The sequence below is a fragment of the Nonomuraea rubra genome, from assembly GCF_014207985.1.
In the GTDB taxonomy this organism is placed as follows: Bacteria; Actinomycetota; Actinomycetes; order Streptosporangiales; family Streptosporangiaceae; genus Nonomuraea; species Nonomuraea rubra.
This window is the reverse complement of record NZ_JACHMI010000001.1, coordinates 3,578,436-3,596,506: the sequence shown is the minus strand read 5'-3', so window position 1 is coordinate 3,596,506 and position 18,071 is coordinate 3,578,436. Positions and strand designations below refer to the sequence as shown.

The window sequence follows — 18,071 nt, the reverse complement described above, 5'->3', positions numbered from 1 at the left end:
AAGATATACCTTCAGAAACATTGGAGTAACAAATGTCGGCGCCGTTTCGTGATGATCTCCGGAGCGCGGGCCCGGCCTGGATGCGCGGCGACTCCCCCGCCGCGGACTTCATCACCGAGCTCACGTGGGAGCAGGTGCCCCGCGAGGTGATCGACCGGGCCGTGATGTGCCTGATCGACACGCTCGCCGCCATGCTGGCCGGCCGGGCGTCCGCGTCCGCGCGCGCCGCCGACGACCTGGCACGTGCCTGGTGGCCCGCCGGCCCGGCGACGTCGATCGTCAGCGGGAGCACTCTGGGCACCGGCGGCGCCGCCTTCGCCAACGCGGTCGCGGCCAACGCCGTGGACATCGACGACTGCGGCATCTACACCTGGGGCCATCCCGGCGCCCAGGTCGTCCCCACCGCGCTGGCCCTGGCCGAGGAGCTGCGCCTCAGCGGGCGCGAGCTGATCACCGCGATCGTCGTCGGGTACGAGATCGCCTTCCGCGCCGGCCGCTGCGTCAACCACGAGCAGAGCGCGGTCCACTCGGCGGAGCGCACCTACCGGGCCTGCGGGTCGTGGGGCGCGGTGGCCTGCGCCGCGATCGCGTGCCACGTCCACGGGCTCGACGAGGCCACCACGCGCCACGCGCTGGGCATCGCCGAGTACGACTCCCCCGACCTGCCGATGATGCGCGCCATCGACACCCCCGGCATGGTCAAGCACGGCGTCGGCTTCGGGGCGCTCACCGGCCTGCTGTCGGCGGACCTCGCCCGGCGCGGGTTCACCGGGATCGAGCCCAGCCTCGACCAGGAGCGCTTCGCCCCGTACGCGGAGGACCTGGGCAGCGACTACTACCTGCCCCGCGGCATCACCTGGAAGCGGTACTCCAGCTGCGCCTGGACCCACCCCGCGCTGCTCGCGGTGGAGAAGCTGCGGACGGAGCACCCGCTGCCGCACGCGTCCGTCGCCCGTGTGGTCGTCGAGACCTACCCCGACGCCGCGCGGCTGGGCACGCGGCTGCCGCGGACCACCGAGGAGGCCCAGTTCAACCTGGCCTGGCCGGTGGCGGCCATGCTGGTGGACGGCCGGGTCGGGCCCGAGCAGGTGGCGGACGCGCGCCTGGGCTCGCCGGAGATCATCGAGCTGTGCCGGCGCATCGACGTGGTGGTGACGGACGACCTCACCCGCCGCTACTACCTGTCGGAGGTCAACGACCCGGAGGGCAGCGACTCCGCCGTGGTCACCGTCACGCTGACCGACGGCACCGTGCTGTCGTCGGGCCGGGTCGACCACGTCCTCTACCCCGAGCCCGGCTGGACCCTGGACGAGATGCGGGACAAGTTCACCTGGCTGGCCACCGGCCGGCTGGAGCCCGCGTCGGTCCCCCGGCTGCTGGCAGCCCTGGCGGACCTGGAGTCCGCCGACGACAGCTCCGTCCTCGTGCGGGACCTGGCGTCGTCCCTGATACCGGTTGGAGCACTGTGATGACAGCACGACGCAAGACGTTCCTGAGCGTGGTGGCGATGGTGATGGCGCTCGGCGGCTGCGCCCTGGCCTCCGACCCGCCCGCCCCCGAGGTGGCCGCCGCCCCCGCCTCCTCCCCGGCCTCCTCCCCGGCCTCCTCCTCGGGCGCCGCCGCGACGCCGGCGGCCGACTCCGCCCTGCACGACCTGCTGCCCGAACGGATCAAGTCGGCCGGCGTCATCCGGGTGGCCAGCAACATCCCCTATCCGCCGTGGGAGATGTACACCACGGCCGGCGGTCAGCAGCCCACGGGCATCGACTACGACCTCTCCCAGGCGCTGGCCGCCAAGCTCGGCGTCAAGGCCTCCTTCGACCAGACGGCCTTCGACAGCATGATCCCCGCCGTCCTGGCGGGCAAGGCCGACGTCGTCATGGCGGGCATCTTCGACACCCCCAAGCGGCGCGAGTCGCTGAGCTTCGTCGACTACGCCAGGGACGGCTACTCGCTGCTGGTCGCCAAGGGCAACCCGCTGGGCATGAAGGACGTCACCGACCTGTCCGGCAAGACCGTCGCGGTGCAGAGCTCCACCTCGGAGGAGGCCGCGATCGGCAAGCTGAGCAAGCGGTTCGAGTCGCAGGGCAAGGCGGGCGTCACGACCCTGGCCTTCCCCGGTGACAGCGAGGCCTTCCTGGCCATCAAGAGCGGCAAGGCGGTGGCCCGCGTGCAGGCCACCTCCGCCGCCGCGTACGCCGCCAAGACCTTCGAGAACGGCAACGCGTTCGAGCTGGTCGACGCCCCCTCGATCACCGAGGAGTTCGGCGGCGGCATGGAAGGCATCGGTGTCCCCAAGTCGGACACCGCGCTGCTGACGGCGCTGCAGAAGGCGCTGCAGGCGCTGATGGACGACGGGACCTACCTGAAGATCCTCTCCAAGTACGGTGTGCAGAACATCGCGCTGACCAAGGCGGAGATCAACCAGGGGACCGACTAGGGCGCCCGTCCCGCGAGAAAGAGAAAGTGTTGTGACCTCCTTGGCAGCTGACACCGCCCGCGCCCCCGCCGGGGAGCGGCCGCCTCCCGTCGCCGTGGTTCCGGTCCGCCGGTACGGCCGCTGGGCCGCGGCGGCACTCGTCGCGTACCTCCTGTTCGCCCTCGGCTGGTCGTTGTGGCACAACCCCAACCTCGACGTCGCCTCGATCCGCCAGTACCTGTTCGCGCCCTCGATCCTGCACGGGCTCGCCGTCACCGTCGAGCTGACCCTCGTGGCCATGGGCATCGGCATCGCCGGCGGCGTGCTGCTCGCGGTGATGCGCCTGTCGGACAACCGGGTGCTCTCCGCCGTCGCCTGGGGCTACATCTGGTTCTTCCGTGGCACGCCCCTGCTGGTCCAGATCATCTTCTGGGGATTCCTGGGCGCGCTCTACCCGAACCTCTTCCTCGGGATCCCGCTCACCGGCGTCGTCTTCGGCTCGGTGCCCACGAGCTCGCTCATCGGCGCGGCGACCGCGGCCGTGCTGGCGCTGGCCACGAACGAGGCGGCCTACTGCGCCGAGCTCGTCCGCGCGGCGATCATCTCGGTCGACGGCGGGCAGCGCGAGGCGGCCATGTCGCTCGGCATGTCCTCGGGCCGCAGGATGCGGTTCGTCATCCTGCCGCAGGCCATGCGGGTGCTGATCCCGACGCTCGGCAACGAGGCCATCTCGATGCTCAAGATGACCGCGCTGGTCTCGGTCATCTCCGGGCGGGACCTGATGACCAGCGTCCAGCAGATCTACCAGCAGAACTTCAAGATCATGCCGCTGCTGGTCGTGGCGTCGCTGTGGTACCTGCTGCTGACCTCGGTCCTGAGCATCGGCCAGCACTACGTGGAGCGGTACTTCGGCCGGGGGTTCGGCGTCAAGCCGTCCGCCGCGCACGAGCGCCGGGCGCGCCGCCGCGCGGCCGCCCGGGACAGGGCCCGGGCCACGGCCCCGGCGGACTACGGGACGGCGCCCGGCCACGTGGACGGCGAGCCGATGGTCCGCGCGGAGCAGGTGTGGAAGTGGTTCGGCTCCGCCGACGTGCTGCGGGGCGTCGATCTCACGGTTCACCCGAGGCAGACGCTCGTCCTGCTCGGCCCCTCGGGCAGCGGCAAGTCCACCCTGCTGCGCTGCGTGAACGCGCTGGAGCGGGTGGACTCGGGCCTGCTGGAGGTGGAGGGCCGGCGGGTAGGGCTGCGCGAGGCCGGCGGCCGGTTGCACGAGATGACGGAGAAGGAGCTGTGCGGGCAGCGGGCCCGCATCGGCATGGTGTTCCAGCGCTTCAACCTGTTCCCGCACATGACCGCGCTGGAGAACGTGGCGCTGGGCCCCCGGCGGGTGCTCGGCCTGTCCCGCGGGCAGGCCGAGGCCGAGGCCGAGCGGCTGCTGACCAGGGTCGGCCTGCGCGACAAGCTCGACGCCTACCCGGCGCAGCTCTCCGGCGGGCAGCAGCAGCGGGTGGCCATCGCGCGCGCCCTGGCGATGAGGCCGCACGTCATGCTGTTCGACGAGCCGACCTCGGCCCTCGATCCCGAGCTGGTCGGCGAGGTGCTCGACGTCATGAAGGACCTCGCCGGGCAGGGCATGACCATGATCGTGGCCACGCACGAGATCGGCTTCGCCAAGGAGGTCGCCGACACCGTCGCCATGCTGGACGGGGGCGTCATCATCGAGTCGGGCCCGCCGGGGGAATGCCTGGTGGCCCCGAAGGAGGAGCGCACGAAGGCGTTCCTGTCCAAGGTCCTCGCCTGATTTCTGGAGGTTTGAGCAGTGCCCGAGGTCATCGTCGTCGGTGCCGGCGTCATGGGTGCGTCGACCGCGTTCCACCTTGCCGAACGCGGGGTGCGTTCCGTCACCGTCGTCGACGCGCGACACGCCGGCGAGGGCATGAGCAGCCGCTCGTCGGCCCTCGTCCGGATGCACTACACGTTCGAGCCGGAAGTGCGCCTGGCGGTGGACAGCCTCGCCTTCTTCCGGGAGTGGCCGGAGCGGGTCGGCCGGCCACCGGTCTTCCGCGAGTGCGGGTTCGTCCGCGTCGTCCCGCCCGGCGAGGCCGATCTGCTGCGCAAGAACGTCGAGATGCAGCGGGCGTGCGGCGCCGAGGCGGAGGTGATCACTGCCGGCGACCTGCTGGAGCTGGAGCCGCGCTGGCAGGTGGACGACGTGGTCGCCGCCGCGTACGAGCCCCGGGCCGGTTACGGCGACGGCGCGATCGTGGCGGGCGACTTCCTGTCCCGGGCGCGGGAGCTGGGCGTCGCCTACCGGCCCGGCACTCCCGTGCGCTCGCTCCTCACCGACGGCGGCGGCCGGGTCAGGGGGGTGCGTACCGGCGAGGGTGACCTCACGGCCGACCTCGTCGTCCTCGCCACCGGGGTCTGGACGCGTCCGCTGCTCGCGACGGTGGGTGCGGACCTGCCCATCGAGGCCGAGTACCACGAGGTGGCGGTCCTGCGGGACGGTGCGGACGTGCCGGCTTCCCGGGTGGCGTGCATCGATTCGGGCACCCGTACGTACTTCCGGCCGGAGCCGGGCGGGAACCTGCTGCTCGGCGACTTCATCGGCCCGCGTGCCGGGATCGATCCCGACGACTTCCCCCAGTCGCCTCGTGAGGAGAACGTGGTGGAGATGGTCGGGCGGGCCGCCCGCCGCGTCCCCGCCCTCGCCGAGTCCGGCATCACCCGCGGCGTGACCGGCATCTACGACATGTCGCCCGACGCCCGGCCGATGCTGGGCCCGGTGGCCGGGATCGAGGGCCTGATCGTCGCGGCGGGCTTCTCCGGGATGGGCTTCAAGATCTGCCCTGCGGTCGGCCGGGCGCTGTCCGAGCTGGCCCTGGGCGAGCCGCAGACGGTGGACGTGTCCGCCTTCTCCCCCGACCGGTTCGCCGAGGGCAGGCCGATCACGCCCCCGTACGGCTACACCGACGACTGACCCTGCCCGGGAGCGGGGAGCGGCCCGGCGGGCCTGCCGGTAAATTACCGGCCGTGACCCGATACCGGGAAATCTGCACCGACCTCGCTCACCGGATCATCGCCGGGACCCTCCAGCCCGGTGACGAGCTGCCGGGCATCCGCGATCTCGCCCGGGAGTGGCAGACCACGGCCTCCACGGTCAGCCGGGCGCAGCGGCGGCTGGCCGACGCCGGAGTGCTGGAGCTGGCCGACCGCCGCCGCGCCCGCGTGAGCCCCGGCGCCGCGCTGGCCGCCCGGCGGTTCCTGCACGTGGACTCGGTCCTCACCGTCGCCGGCAGCGACGATCCCGCGCTCGACCTGCTCACCGGCGCGCTGGACGGGCGGCTGAGCGTCATCACGCGCGAGGGCAGCGTCGCCGGGCTCAGCGCGGTACGCCAGGGCCACGCCGACGGCGCCGCGATCCACCTGCTGCACCACACCGGCGTCTACAACGCGCCCTTCGCGCTCGGCATGCTGCGCGGCCTGGAGCCGCACCTGATCCACCTGTGGCGCCGCGAGCAGGGCCTGATCGTGCCGCCGGGCAACCCCCGCGGCATCACCGGCATCGCCGACCTCGCGGCACACCGCGTCGCCTCCCGGCGGCCGGGCACCGGGACCCGCATCCTCCTGGACCGGCTGCTCCTGGCCGCCGGCCACGACCCCGACGAGCTGCGGGGGCCGCAGGTGGGCTCCCATCTGGAGGTGGCCCTGGCCGTCGCCACCGGCACCGTCCACGCCGGCCTCGGCGTCCGCTCGGCGGCGGCCGACCTGGACCTCGAGTTCATCCCCCTGACCTGGGAGGACTTCGACCTCGGGCTGGCCGGGCACGCCCTCGACTCGGCCGCTCACCTCATCGCCGCCCTGCGCACCCCGGCCCTGCGCGGCAGGATCTCCGCCCTGGGCGGCTACGACACCTCCCGCTCGGGCGACGTCACGAAGCTCTCCGGCCCGGGGCAGGGCAGGACCCGCCGGACGGCAGGCGGTCCATGACGGCGGGCGGTCAGGCCAGGCCGGGAAGCGGCTTGTCGTACAGCCAGGCCGACAGCAGCGCGCCGACCGGCCGCGGGGTGTGCCGCTGGACGTGCGCGGCGAACTCCCGGGTGGTGACGTTCCCGTGCCGGTGCCCGGCGGTCCAGGCGCGCAGGGCGGTGAAGAACGCCTCGTCGCCCATGGCCGCGCGCAGCGCGTGCAGGGTCAGCGCGCCCCGCTTGTAGACGCGGTCGTCGAACAGCGCCCGCTCGCCGGGATCGGCCAGGACGAAGTTCTGCGGCTGCACGGCGAGGCGATGCCACCACCGGCGGGCGTGGTCGCCGGCGGGCGGGCCGCCCGACGCCTCCGACCAGAGCCATTCGGCGTAGGCGGCGAAGCCCTCCTGCAACCAGATGTCGCTCCAGCAGGCCACGGTGAGGCTGTTGCCGAACCACTGGTGCGCCAGCTCGTGCGCGACCAGCCGCTCGCAGCCGCGTACGCCGTCGACATGGTTCCTGCCGAAGATCGACATGCCCTGGGCCTCGACCGGGATCTCCAGGTCGTCGTCGACCACCACGACGGTGTAACCGGCGAACGGATACGGCCCGAACAGCTCGCCGAACAGCGTCATCATCCGGTCCTGCCGGCCGAAGTCGTGGCGCGCGCGGGTGGCCAGCCGCGGCGGGCAGGCCAGCAGGGAGCCGCCGTGCCCGGAGACCTGGTAGCGGCCGATCTGCACGCTCGCCAGGTAGCTCGCCATGGGCTCGGCCTGCTCGTAGACCCAGGTGGTGTTCCCTGCGCCGCGCCGCCTGTCCGCGAGCACCCCGTTCGCGATCACCTGGTACGGCGACGCCGTCGTCACGGAGATGCGGTACGACGCCTTGTCCCCCGGCCGGTCGTTGCAGGGGAACCAGGACGGCGCGCCGATCGGCTGGCCGGCGACGAGCGCGCCGTCGCTCAGCTCCTCCCAGCCCAGCCCGCCCCAGGGGCTCGTGACCGGCACGGGCTTGCCGGAGTACCGCACCTCCACGACGGCCTCCCGCAGCGGCGCGGGCGGCGTGACGCGCAGCTTGTCCCGGGTGTGCGCGTACCGGGCGGGCACGCCGTCCACCGTGACGCCCGAGACGCGGAGCCTGCCGAAGTCCAGGTCCAGCGTGCTGAGCGGCTCGGCGGCCGACACCGTCAGCCGGGCGGTGCCGTCGAGCCGGTTGGCCGCGACCCGGTAGGCGAGCCTCAGGTCGTAGTGCGAGACGCCGTAACGGTCGTCGCCGTGCGCGGGGAAGTACGGCGTCATCGCCACGCCGAGATCGGGTTGCCGAACCAGCGGGTCCGGCCGGGCACGTTCTCGCCGCGCATGACCAGGGAGGCCGGGCCGATGGTGGTGTCGGTGCCCACGAGCGAGGCGGGCAGCACCACGCCGTGCGGGCCGAGCGTCGCGCCGGCCTCCAGCGTCACCGTGTCCATGCTCATGACCCGGTCGTGGAAGAGATGTGTCTGCAGGACGCAGCCCCGGTTGACGCACGCGCCGTCGCCCAGGGTCACCAGGTCCGCCTCGGGCAGCCAGTACGTGTCACACGTGACCCCATGTCCAATGCGTGCCCCGAGCGAGCGCAGCCACACGTTGAGCGGCGCGGTTCCCAGCCACGGGCGGGCGAACCAGGGCGCCGCCAGCACCTCGACGAAGTTGTCCGCCAGCTCGTTGCGCCACACGAACGAGCTCCACAGCGGCCGGTTGCCGGCCCTGATCCGGCCGACCAGCAGCCACTTGGCGGCCGTCGCGACCGCCGCCGCGACCACCCCGGCGGCCGCCATGACCAGGCCGCTCAGCCCGATCGCCGCGGCCGGGCCGTACCGGGAGGCGAGGGCGGCGAACGCGGCGGTGGCCAGGACGGCGAGCGCGAGCGCGCCCATGGCGGGCACCACGCGGAACGCCTCGACGACGGCCCGGGCCACCTTGTACCGGGCGGGCGGGTCGTAGGTGCGGTTCCTGTCGCCCTCCTCCGCGGTGCGGCGCAGCTTCATGGGCGGCATGCCGACGTACGACGAGCCGGACTTGGCCTTCTTCGGCGTCGCCGACAGCACGCCGACCAGGCCGTCCTTGGGCACCTTGCGCCCGGGGGCGGTCATGCCCGAGTTGCCGAGGAAGGCCCGCTTGCCGATCCGCGCCGTCGCGATGCGCATCCAGCCGCCGTCGAGCTCGTACGGGGCCACCATCGTGTCGTCGGCCAGGAAGGCGCCGTCGCCGACCGACGTCATCGTGGGCAGCGCGAGCACGGTGGACAGCTCGACGCCCCGGCCCACCTTCATGCCGAGCGCCCGCAGCCACGCCGGGGTCAGGACGCTCGCGTACAGGGGGAAGAGCCAGACGCGGGCGGAGGCCATCAGCCGCCCGGTGGCCCACGCCTGCCAGGCCTGGCGGCTGTGCACCGGGTGCTGCCCGGCGTGCAGGCCGAGGCCGAGCAGCCGGACGCTGACCAGCGTGAGCAGGGCGAAGACGGCCATGCCCGCGACCGTCGCGAGCGGCACGCCGGCCAGGGCGGCGGTGAGCGCCTCGCCGAGCGTGCGCGTCCCGCGGGCGAACCAGGTCAGGACCGCGAGTGCGGCTCCGGCCGCGGCGACCGGGAGCAGGCTGAGCGCGAAGGCGGTCACGCCGTACAGCGCCGTCCACAGGGCGGAGCGGGCGGCCCGCTCGCCCGGCTTGCGTGACTTGCCCTGGCGGAACGCCGGCACGCCGGCCCACAGCTCGCCTGACGGCACCGTGCCGGTGACCGCCGATCCGGGGGCCACCTGCGCGTTCTTCCCGATCTTGGCGCCGGGCAGCAGCGTCGAGCGGGAGCCGACGGTGGCGCCGGCGCCGATCCTGATCTCGCCGAGGTGCAGGACGTCGCCGTCGTACCAGTGGCCGCTGAGGTCCACCTCCTGCTCGACCGAGGCGCCCCTGCCCACCTTGAGCAGGCCGGTGACGGGCGGGGGCGAGTGCAGGTCGGCGTCGGCGCCCACCTGGGCGCCGAGCAGCCGGGCGTACCAGGTCATCCAGGGCGCGCTGGCCAGGTCGGGAACGCCGAGCCTGGCCGCGAACTGCTCGGCGAACCACAGCTTGAGATGCACGGCCCCGCCGCGCGGATGGCTGCCCGGCCGCACGCCGCGCAGCAGCAGCCGGGCCACGGCCGCCGACAGGCCGATCCGGCCCATCGGGGTGAGGAACGCCAGCGCGCCCAGCGTCACCCACCACCAGGACAGCGCGGGGGCCCACGGCGGCGCCAGCACGTTGCCGAGCGCGGCCAGCGGCACGATCCAGCGCATGGCGCCGGCGGTGAGCAGCGGCACCATGAGCAGCGCCTGGAGCAGCGCGGCCCGCCGCGGCATGGGCGTCACGGGTGGCCGGACGGGCTCGGGCTCGCTCCTGGTGGCCAGGAGGCCGGCCAGCCCGGCCAGGGTCGGCTGCGCGTACACGTCGCCCACCGCCACGTCCGGGTAGTCGGGGCGCAGCACGGACACCAGCCTGGCCGCCGCGAGGCTGGTGCCTCCGTTGGCGAAGAAGTCGTCGCCGGGCCCGTCCGGCGCGACGCCCAGGATGGCGGTCCACTTCTCGGCCAGCATCGCCTCGGCCGGGCTCAGCTCGGCCAAGTCGGAGGATCCGGCCAGCGGCCACGGCAGCGCGTCGCGGTCGATCTTGCCCGAGGTCCTGGTCGGCAGCGAGCCGACCGGTGCCAGGCGCGGCACCAGGGCGGCGGGCAGCGAGTCGGCGAGCAGGTCGCGCGCCTCGGCGGCGTCGAAGCCGGGGCCGGTGACGACGTACCCGACGAGGATCTGGTGCCCGCCGCCCGCCGTGCGCACGGCGGCGGCCGCGCCGGTGACGCCGGGCAGCGCCTGTAACGCGGCGTCCACCTCGCCCAGCTCGATCCGGCGCCCGCCGAGCTTCACCTGGTCGTCGGCCCGGCCGACGAACACCAGGCCCTCGGGCTCGGCCCGCACCAGGTCACCGCTGCGGTACGCGCGGGCCCAGCCCAGCGACGGCAGCGGCGCGTACTTCTCGGCGTCCTTCGCCGGGTCGAGGTAGCGGGCCAGGCCGACGCCGCCGATGACCAGCTCGCCGGTCTCCCCCATGGCCACCGGCTCGCCGGAGTCCCCGACCACGGCCAGGTCCCACCCGTCGAGGGGCAGCCCGATGCGTACGGGCTGGTCACCGGTGAGCGGCGCCGCCGACGCCACCACCGTCGCCTCGGTGGGCCCGTAGGTGTTCCACACCTCCCGACCCGGTACGGCCAGCCGCTCGGCCAGCTCGGGCGGGCACGCCTCCCCGCCGAAGATCAGCAGCCGGATCCCGGCGAGGTGCTCCACCGGCCAGAGCGCGGCCAGCGTCGGCACGGTCGAGACGACCGTGATGCCCCTGCCGGCCAGCCACGGGCCGAGGTCCATGCCCGTACGCACCAGGGCCCTGGGCGCGGGCACCAGGCAGGCGCCGTGCCGCCACGCCAGCCACATCTCCTCGCACGAGGCGTCGAAGGCCACGGACAGCCCGGCGAGCACCCGGTCGCCGGGGCCGAGGGGCCGTTCGCGCAGGAACAGCCCCGCCTCGGCGTCGACGAACGCCGCCGCCGACCGGTGCGTCACCGCGACGCCCTTCGGCTTGCCGGTGGACCCGGAGGTGAAGATGATCCACGCGTCGTCGCCGGGCGCGGGCGGGCCGCCGCCGTTCCCCGTGCTCTCGTGCACGGTGATCTTGTCGGTGATGACCGCGTCCACGGCGGCTTCGGTGAAGACCAGCTCGGCGCGCTCGTCCGGGTCGTCGGCGTCGACCGGCACGTACGCGGCGCCGGCGGCGAGCACGGCGAGGATGGACAGGTACAACTCGGCCGTCCCCGACCCGACGCGGACGCCCACCCTGGCGCCGCGGCCGATCCCCGCCTCCGCGAGCTCCGCGGCCATCCGGTCCACCTCGGCGCGCAGCTCGCGGTAGCTCAGGCACACGGTGCCGTCGTCCAGCGCGGGCGCGTCGGGGTGCAGGCGCACGGTCTCGTCGAGGACGTCGACCAGCGTGCGGGGCGGCGGCGCGAGCACACCGGCGGGATAGACCGCGCCGGCGGCCATGGAACGTATGTCGACCGAGTCGCTACGCAAACGCTGCTCCTTGGGTCAGGCGGTCGATGCGCTTGAAGGCACATGCCGCATCATCCGCCACCATCGTGGCGTTCGCGCCACCCATGGCCCAACGGCTGCCGCGGTCGCGGCTATTCCTGGCGCTTCGGCGTCCCGTACGGGTCGTGCGGGGTGTCGGCGTAGGCCCACTGGTGGTCCCGGGCGTGGCGGCAGGCCGTCTCGACGTCCCCGGCGCGCATGACGTCCAGCAGCTCGCGGTGCTCCCCGGCGACCCGCTCCAGCTCCGGCCGGGTGACCATCAGGGCGATGGCGGTGCGGGCCTCGATCTGCAGCGCCTCCCAGGCGCGGGTGAGCAGCCCGTTGCCGCCGGCCTTGACGACGTGCCGGTGGAAGCGGGCGCTGGCCAGGCCGATGGCGGGCACGTCCCGGTCGCGGGCGCAGCGGTACATCTCCTCGACGGCCTCCTCCAGGCGGTCGAAGGGCAGGGCGCCGGCCAGCATCGCGAGCCGCGTCGCGGTCTCCTCCAGTGCCGCCCGCAGGATGTACGCCTCGCGGATCGTCTGCTCGGCGAAGGGCAGCACCCGGCTGCCGTGCCGGGGCTGGCTCTCGATGAGGCCGAGGCCCTCGAGTTGCCGCAGCGCCTCCCGGACCGGGGCCTGGCTGGTGCCGAACTCCAGGGCGATCTTCGTCTCGATCAGGCGGTCGCCCTCGCCGAGCTCGCCGGAGACGATCCGTTGCAGCAGGCCGTCACGGATCTGCCGGCTCAGGGTCGGCCGCGCGGAACGCGGGACTCCCGTGGATTCGGACAACAAGCCTCCCGTGCTCTTGACTCTTGGATCATGCCATCTACTCTCAAATTATCGATATCGATAATTGGAGCGTAAATGCTGATATCGGTTGAGATTCCGGAGAGTGCCGAGGCGGCCCGCGCGGGCCTCCAGTCGGGGGCCCTCCCCCTGGGCGGCGGCACCCACCTGATGGCCCGGCTGAACGACGAGGCCGCCGGCGACCTGAGGCTCGTCAGCCTGCGCAAGGCGGGACTGCGCGGGATCCACGTCGAGGGAGCCACCGTCGTCATGGGGGCGGCCACCACGCTGGCCGACCTGGAGGACGACGCCCGGCTGGGCTACCTGTCCCGCTGCGTGCGCTCGATCGCCTCCCCTCCCGTCCGCAGCCTCGCCACCGTGGCCGGCAACCTGTTCGTGCCGCAGCCGTACGGCGACCTGGCCGCGGCCCTGCTCGCCCTGGACGCGGAGCTGGACGTGCTCGGCGCGGGCGGGGCCCGCCGCGAACCGCTGGAACGGATCGTCACCGGCGGCCTGCCCGCGGGCGAGCTGGTGACCGGTGTCCGGTTCACCGCCCCGGCGCCGGGCACGTTCCGCTTCCACAAGGCGAGCCGGCGGCGGCTCAACTCGGGCTCCATCGTCACGGTCGCTGCCCGGATCACCGTCGAGGACGGCCTGGTCGGCGACGTCCGGCTCGTGCTCGGCGGCCTCGGGCGCCGCCTGATCCGGGCGACCGGCGCCGAGCGGGTCCTGCTGGGCGCGCCGCTCACCGCCGAGACCGTCGCCCGGGCGGCGGAGGCGGACGTCATCGAGCCGGTCGGCGACGCCTACGCCTCCGCCTGGTACCGCGCCCGGGTCTACCCCGTCCACCTGCGTCGTGCCCTGCTCGGGGCCTGAAGGGGGCCCGCTGTGGGCTTGAAAGCTGTGGGATCGAAAGGGGAACGCATGCCCTCGACCATCGTCACGCTCACGCTGAACGGCACCGAGCGGGAGCTGATCGCCCGCCCGTCCACGACCTTGCTCAACGCCCTGCGCGAGACGTTCGGGCTGATGGGAGCCAAGCGCGGGTGCGCGCAGGGCGGCTGCGGCAGCTGCACGGTGCTCCTCGACGGCCGGCCCGCGGTCTCGTGCCTGATCCCCGTCGTGACGGTCGGCGGCTCCACCGTGGACACGATCGAGGGCCTGGCCGACGGCGACCGGCTCACCGACGTGCAGCAGGCGTTCGTCGACCACTTCGCGACGCAGTGCGGCTTCTGCACCCCCGGGATGATCATGTCCGCCACGGCGCTGCTCGACAGGAACCCGGACCCGACCCGCCAGGACGTCACCGAGGCGATCTGCGGGAACGTCTGCCGCTGCACCGGCTACGAGCCGATCATCACCGCCGTCCTGTCCGCCGCCGAACGGCGCCGCGACGCCCCGCAGTCTCCCGCGACGGCCGGCCTCTGATGGGCCGCGTCACGCCGGTCGACACCGCCTACTTCGCGGGCGAGCGGGCGGGCGACTTCACCGTCATCGGCTCCCCGGTCCAGCGCTCGGACGCCCGCGGCCACGTCACCGGCCGCACGGTCTTCTTCGAGGACCTGACACCACCGGGCCTGACCCACGTCAAGATCCACCGGTCCACCCGGCACCACGCCCGCATCGACCGGGTCGACGTCTCCGGCGCGTACGAGGTGCCGGGCGTGCTCCGGGTCATCACCCACGAGGACGTGCCGAACAACTGGTACGTCGTGCTGCGCCTGATCGGCGTCGGACCCGACGACGAGCCGGTGCTGGCCGAGGACCGGGTCCTGTACCGCGGGGAGCCGATCGTCGCCGTGGTCGCCGAGACCGAGGAGGCCGCCCGCGACGGCGCCGCCAGGGTCGTGGTCGACTACACCGACCTGCCCGCCGTGCTCGACGTCGAGGAGGCGCTGGCCGACGGCGCGCCGATCATCAAGCAGGCGGGCACCAACCACTTCGTCTACGAGGGCCACCACTGCCGCCGGGTCCGCCTCGGCGACGTCGAGCGGGGCTTCGCCCAGGCGGACCACATCATCGAGGGCCGCTACAGCTCCTCCCCGATCGAGCACGCCCCGGTCGAGCCGACCGGCTGCGTCGTCGTCCCCCAGGGCGACGGCCGGCTGCGGATCCACAGCAACACCCAGGCCGCCTTCTTCACCCTCGACAACACCGCGCTCATCCTCGGCGTCCCGCCCACCAGCCTGCGCGTGGTCGGCGGCACCGTCGGGGGCGGGTTCGGCGGCAAGGTGGACGTCATCGTCGAGCCCCTCGCCTGCATCGCCGCCATGCTGACCGGCCGCCCCGCCAAGTACGTCTACAGCCGCGCCGAGGAGATGCAGGTCTCGTCCACCCGCGCGGCCGAGCGCATCGTCATCAAGGACGGCGTCATGGACGACGGCCGGATCGTCGCCCGCCAGGTCACCCTCTACGTGGACGCGGGCGCGTACTCCCGGCACAGCCCGTACGGGGCCACCAAGGCGGCGGCGCACATGCCGGGCCCGTACACGATCCCGAACGTGCACATCGACTGCTACTGCGTCTACACGAACCGGACGCCGTCCAGCGCCATGCGCGGGTTCGGCGTCACGATCGGCGACTTCGCGCTGGAGTCGCACATGGACCACGTCGCCAGGGAGCTGGGCCTGGACCCGTTGCGGCTCCGGCTCAAGAACGCCTACCGCGACGGCGACATGAAGGCGCACCGCAAGATCGCGTCCGGCACGGCGCTGGTCGAGGTGATCCAGCGCGCCGCCGACCTGGTGGGGCACGACCTCCCGCCGGAGTACCGGGCGATGTCGTCGGCCGAGCGACCGGAGGGCTGAGCGATGGCGTTACGGCAGGGCCGCGGATACGCGGCGGTCAACTACCCGACAGGGATGAACCTCGGCGGCGACCCGTCGCAGGCGCTCGTGCACGCCACCACCATGGGCGGGTTCGTGGTCACGCTCTCCTCGGTGGACCTCGGGCAGGGGCTGCGGACGGTCGTCGCCCAGTGCGCGGCGGAGACGCTCGGCGTCCCGATGGAGAACGTCATCGTCGACACCGCCGACACCGACACCGGCCCCCACTGCATGGGCACCTTCGCCAGCCGCGGCACCCACCGGGTGGGCAATGCCGTGATCATGGCGGCGCGCGAGGCGAGGGAGGTCCTGCTCCAGGTCGCCGCCGACGAGCTGGAGGTGGACGCCGAGGATCTGGAGACGGACGGCACGGGCTTCGTCCGGCTCAAGGGCTCCTCGGAGAAGAAGATCCACGTCAGCGAGGTCGCGCTCGCCGCGCACTTCCGGCAGGGCCGGACGATCTCCGGCCGGGGCATCTTCCTCAAGGAGCCGAGCACCCCGGTGCCGGAGACCGGCGAGATGGACCCCGACTCCTGCCAGGCGCACGCGTGCACGGTGGCCGAGGTCGAGGTGGACGACGAGACCGGCGTCATCGAGGTGCTCCGGCTCTACAACACCTACGAGGTCGGCAGGGCGCTCAATCCGGCCATCGCGACGCAGCAGGTCGAGGGCGGTGCCTGGATGGGGCTGTCGCACGCGCTGTTCGAGTCGGCGGAGCCGTACTATCCGGACTCGCGCGAGCACGGCCCCGTCGACTTCGTGCAGTACCTGATGCCCGGGCCGGCCGACCTGCCCGCGCAGACGAGCGTGTTCCTCGAACGGCCCGCCGGAAACGGCCCGTTCGGCGCCAAGGGGATCGGCGAGATGACGGCGAACGCGCCGATCCCGGCGATCGCCAACGCGGTGTACGACGCGGTCGGCGTGCGGCTGACCAGCATGCCGTTCACGCCGGAGAAGGTGCTGCGCGGGCTCGACGAGCTGCGGGGCGGCCGTGCCGGCTGATCAGGAGACGCTGGGCCGGCGGCTGGGCGAGGAGGGCTACCTGGCCGACGAGGGCCTGCTGACCGCCGTCCACCTGGCCGGCGTGCTGGGGCTCCCGCTGCTGCTGGAGGGCGAGCCGGGGGTCGGCAAGACGGAGGTCGCCAACGTCCTGGCCCGGGTCCTCGGCCGCGAGCTGATCAGGCTGCAGTGCTACGAGGGGCTGGACGCCTCCCAGGCCCTGTACGAGTGGGACTACCCGAAGCAGCTACTGTCCCTGCGGGCCGCAGAGGTGGAGGGGCGCGCCGCCGGCGGCCTGTACCGGGAGGAGTTCCTGCTGCAACGCCCGCTGCTGAGGGCGCTGCGGGCGGCGTCCGGCGCGGTGCTGCTGATCGACGAGATCGACCGGGCGGACAGCGAGTTCGAGGCGTTCCTGCTGGAGTTCCTGAGCGACTTCCAGATCACGATCCCGGAGCTCGGCACCATCAGGGCGGCGAGCGCCCCGTTCGTCGTCCTCACCTCGAACCGGACCCGCGAGCTGCACGACGCGCTCAAGCGCCGGTGCCTGTACCACTGGATCCCCTTCCCCGACGCCGAACGGGAGCAGGCGATCATCCAGGCGCAGGCGCCCGGCCTGGACGAGCGGAGCGCGGCCCGCCTCGTGGCCGCCGTGCACCGGATCCGCGGCCTGGCCCTGCTGAAGCGCCCGGGCATCGCGGAGTCGGCGTCCTGGGCCCGCGGCGTGCAGGCGCTGGCCGGCGAGGGTTCGAGCTGGCCGGAGGCGATGCGCAGGTCCGCGGGGCTGCTCGTCAAGCACGAGGAGGACCTGGCCCTCGTCAGCCGCCATGCAGCGGAGGTGTTCGGTGACTGACCTCGTCGTACGCCTCCGCGACCACGTGCAAGGGTTCCTGCGGGACCTGCGCGACCAGGGCCTGCGCGTGCCGGTGGCCAGGCAGCGGACCTTCCTCCGGGCGATCGAGGCCACCGGCCCGCGCGACGCCGCGCACCTCTACTGGATCGGCGCGGCCACGCTCACCACCTGCCGCGACGACCTGGAGGTCTACTCCCCCACGTTCGAGCGCTGGTTCGGCCAGGCCGGGGCCCTTCCCGCCCGCGAAGAGGACTCCCCCGCCGAGGACGACGTTCCCGCGCCGGGCGGGGACGGGGCCCCGTTCGCGGCGGCGTCCGTCGGCGGGCAGGCGGGCCTCGCGGCCAGCCACTCGGAGCGCGAGAGCCGCCCGGTGTTCGGCCCGGCGAGCCAGGACGACCGCGCCGTGCTCGCGCTGCTGCGGCGGGAGCTGCGCGGCGCGGTGCCGATGGTACGGTCACGCCGCCGCCGGCCCGGCCGGCGAGGCCCGTGGATCGACGTCGCCAGGGTCTGCCGCGAGTCCTGGCGCAACCACGGCGAGATCGTGACGGTGCGGCGGCGGAACCGCCCCCGGCGGCAACGACGGGTGCTGCTGCTCATCGACGTGTCCGGGTCGATGAAGGAGCACAGCGCCGCCTACCTCCGCTTCGCCCACGCCGCGGTCGGCTGCCTCGACCGCGTCGAGGTGTTCACCTTCGGCACCCGGCTCACCCGCGTCACCGAGCCGCTGCGGGCGCGGGAGGTGGACCTGGCCGTCGGCTCGCTGAGCGAGATCGTCCTGGACGCCGAGGGCGGGACCCGGATCGGCCCCTCCCTCCAGGAGTTCCTGGCCAACGCCCGGTACGTCACCATGGCCCGCGGCGCCCTGGTGATCGTGCTCTCCGACGGCCTGGAACGCGGCGACTGCGGGCCCATGCGGGCGGCCGTGCGGCGGCTGTCCCTGCTGGGCCACCGGCTGCTGTGGTGGACGCCGCTCGCCTGCGACCCGGCGTACCGGCCGGTCACCCGCGGCATGTCGGCCGTGCTCGGCAGCGTGGACACCCTCGCGGGCGTACGGGACCTGCGGACGGCGTACGAGCAGGTGCAGAACCTGGCCAGGGAGTGAT

Annotated in this window: 14 protein-coding genes; 11 read left to right on the top strand and 3 right to left on the bottom strand. The window is 73.5% G+C overall.

Annotated features, from left to right (window positions below; all coding sequences use genetic code 11):
• The first annotated feature begins 32 nt into the window (after positions 1–32).
• Genes HD593_RS16385 through HD593_RS16365 form a run of 5 tightly spaced genes read left to right on the top strand, consistent with a single transcriptional unit; the run spans position 33 to position 6,409 of the window.
• Complete coding sequence (locus HD593_RS16385; protein WP_185102978.1) at positions 33–1,469, top strand: MmgE/PrpD family protein; 1,437 nt, start codon at positions 33–35, stop codon at positions 1,467–1,469.
• Positions 1,469–2,440, top strand: a complete 972-nt coding sequence (locus HD593_RS16380; RefSeq protein ID WP_185102977.1) for an ABC transporter substrate-binding protein — start codon at positions 1,469–1,471, stop codon at positions 2,438–2,440. The genes HD593_RS16385 and HD593_RS16380 overlap by 1 nt, the downstream gene beginning before the upstream one ends.
• 40 nt (positions 2,441–2,480) lie before the next feature.
• Positions 2,481–4,220 carry an amino acid ABC transporter permease/ATP-binding protein gene (locus HD593_RS65555; RefSeq protein ID WP_185102976.1) on the top strand — a complete coding sequence of 580 codons (1,740 nt, stop codon included), beginning with the start codon at positions 2,481–2,483 and terminating at the stop codon, positions 4,218–4,220.
• A gap of 18 nt (positions 4,221–4,238) precedes the next feature.
• Complete coding sequence (locus tag HD593_RS16370; RefSeq protein ID WP_185102975.1) at positions 4,239–5,399, top strand: NAD(P)/FAD-dependent oxidoreductase; 1,161 nt, start codon at positions 4,239–4,241, stop codon at positions 5,397–5,399.
• A 53-nt stretch (positions 5,400–5,452) separates the two neighbouring features.
• Complete coding sequence (locus HD593_RS16365) at positions 5,453–6,409, top strand: substrate-binding domain-containing protein (protein WP_185102974.1); 957 nt, start codon at positions 5,453–5,455, stop codon at positions 6,407–6,409.
• 10 nt (positions 6,410–6,419) lie between these two features.
• Here HD593_RS16365 and HD593_RS16360 read toward each other — a convergent pair whose 3' ends face one another.
• The 3 genes from HD593_RS16360 to HD593_RS16350 all read right to left on the bottom strand — a co-directional run bounded on the left by HD593_RS16360 (position 6,420) and on the right by HD593_RS16350 (position 12,297).
• Positions 6,420–7,682: a M1 family metallopeptidase gene (locus HD593_RS16360; protein WP_185111895.1), complete on the bottom strand. Its 1,263-nt coding sequence runs from the start codon at positions 7,680–7,682 to the stop codon at positions 6,420–6,422.
• Entirely contained in the window at positions 7,679–11,509 is a 3,831-nt protein-coding gene (locus tag HD593_RS16355) for a Pls/PosA family non-ribosomal peptide synthetase (protein ID WP_246546570.1), read from the bottom strand. Before HD593_RS16355 ends, HD593_RS16360 begins: the two co-directional genes overlap by 4 nt.
• Before the next feature lie 110 nt (positions 11,510–11,619).
• Positions 11,620–12,297, bottom strand: coding sequence for a GntR family transcriptional regulator (locus HD593_RS16350; protein WP_185102973.1), 678 nt, complete (start codon positions 12,295–12,297; stop codon positions 11,620–11,622).
• A 75-nt stretch (positions 12,298–12,372) separates the two neighbouring features.
• On the opposite strand from HD593_RS16350, the gene HD593_RS16345 reads away from it, so the two are divergent.
• Genes HD593_RS16345 through HD593_RS63415 form a run of 6 tightly spaced genes read left to right on the top strand, consistent with a single transcriptional unit; the run spans position 12,373 to position 18,070 of the window.
• The gene (locus HD593_RS16345; RefSeq protein ID WP_185102972.1) at positions 12,373–13,170 is read left to right on the top strand and encodes an FAD binding domain-containing protein; all 798 of its coding nucleotides are present in this window, start codon (positions 12,373–12,375) and stop codon (positions 13,168–13,170) included.
• Positions 13,171–13,218: 48 nt separating this feature from the next.
• A complete protein-coding gene (locus HD593_RS16340; RefSeq protein WP_185102971.1) occupies positions 13,219–13,722 on the top strand; it encodes a (2Fe-2S)-binding protein in 504 nt (167 codons plus the stop codon).
• Positions 13,722–15,101, top strand: coding sequence for a xanthine dehydrogenase family protein molybdopterin-binding subunit (locus HD593_RS64350; RefSeq protein ID WP_185102970.1), 1,380 nt, complete (start codon positions 13,722–13,724; stop codon positions 15,099–15,101). Before HD593_RS16340 ends, HD593_RS64350 begins: the two co-directional genes overlap by 1 nt.
• A 3-nt stretch (positions 15,102–15,104) precedes the next feature.
• Complete coding sequence (locus HD593_RS64345) at positions 15,105–16,121, top strand: xanthine dehydrogenase family protein molybdopterin-binding subunit (RefSeq protein ID WP_185102969.1); 1,017 nt, start codon at positions 15,105–15,107, stop codon at positions 16,119–16,121.
• On the top strand, positions 16,111–16,968 hold the full coding sequence (locus HD593_RS16325; RefSeq protein WP_185102968.1) for an AAA family ATPase: 858 nt from the start codon (positions 16,111–16,113) through the stop codon (positions 16,966–16,968). The genes HD593_RS64345 and HD593_RS16325 overlap by 11 nt, the downstream gene beginning before the upstream one ends.
• On the top strand, positions 16,961–18,070 hold the full coding sequence (locus HD593_RS63415) for a vWA domain-containing protein (protein ID WP_185102967.1): 1,110 nt from the start codon (positions 16,961–16,963) through the stop codon (positions 18,068–18,070). The genes HD593_RS16325 and HD593_RS63415 overlap by 8 nt, the downstream gene beginning before the upstream one ends.
• Position 18,071 lies beyond the last annotated feature (1 nt).